We start from the raw sequence: 493 nt of genomic DNA on the forward strand, positions 1-493 counted from the left end.
GTGTTGGCCGTACCCAAGTCGATCGACAGATCGCTGGAAAACAGCCCCCTCAAACGTTTGAACATGGATGTTGTTACCTAGTGCAGACCGGGAACCCTGTGCGGATGCAAACGGTATCACCGCTACCCCTTGGCAGCAAGCACGAGTCGTGCCTAATACTGCCCGTTAGGGCCAATATGTGGTACCTTTTGCGGCTATTTTCTACGTCTGCTACACAAGACGAATTTAAGATGACCGTATGTATACCGCTGAACGCGGAATATGTTCCATCACGTTTGCGAGGAAAATTCGATCATGGCGCTTGAAGAATCTCATGTGCGCCGGGCCGCACACTTGGCCCGACTCGCCGTTAGCGATGACCAAGCCAGTGGTTTTGTCGACGATCTAAGCCGCATCCTGGACATGGTCGACCAGCTACAAAGCCTGGACACCGATGGCGTTGCGCCGCTTGCGCACCCGCTGGATGCCACACAGCGGCTGCGAGCCGACGAAG

Annotated in this window: 1 protein-coding gene; it reads left to right on the plus strand. The window is 55.2% G+C overall.

What is annotated here, in order from left to right; all coding sequences use genetic code 11:
* Positions 1-294: 294 nt before the first annotated feature.
* Positions 295-493: Asp-tRNA(Asn)/Glu-tRNA(Gln) amidotransferase subunit GatC (gene gatC, locus INT22_RS21315; protein WP_226912841.1), on the plus strand; the 199-nt coding region annotated here is incomplete at its 3' end.

Origin of the sequence: Halomonas sp. 3D7M (assembly GCF_014897885.1) — a bacterium.
In the GTDB taxonomy this organism is placed as follows: Bacteria; Pseudomonadota; Gammaproteobacteria; order Pseudomonadales; family Halomonadaceae; genus Vreelandella.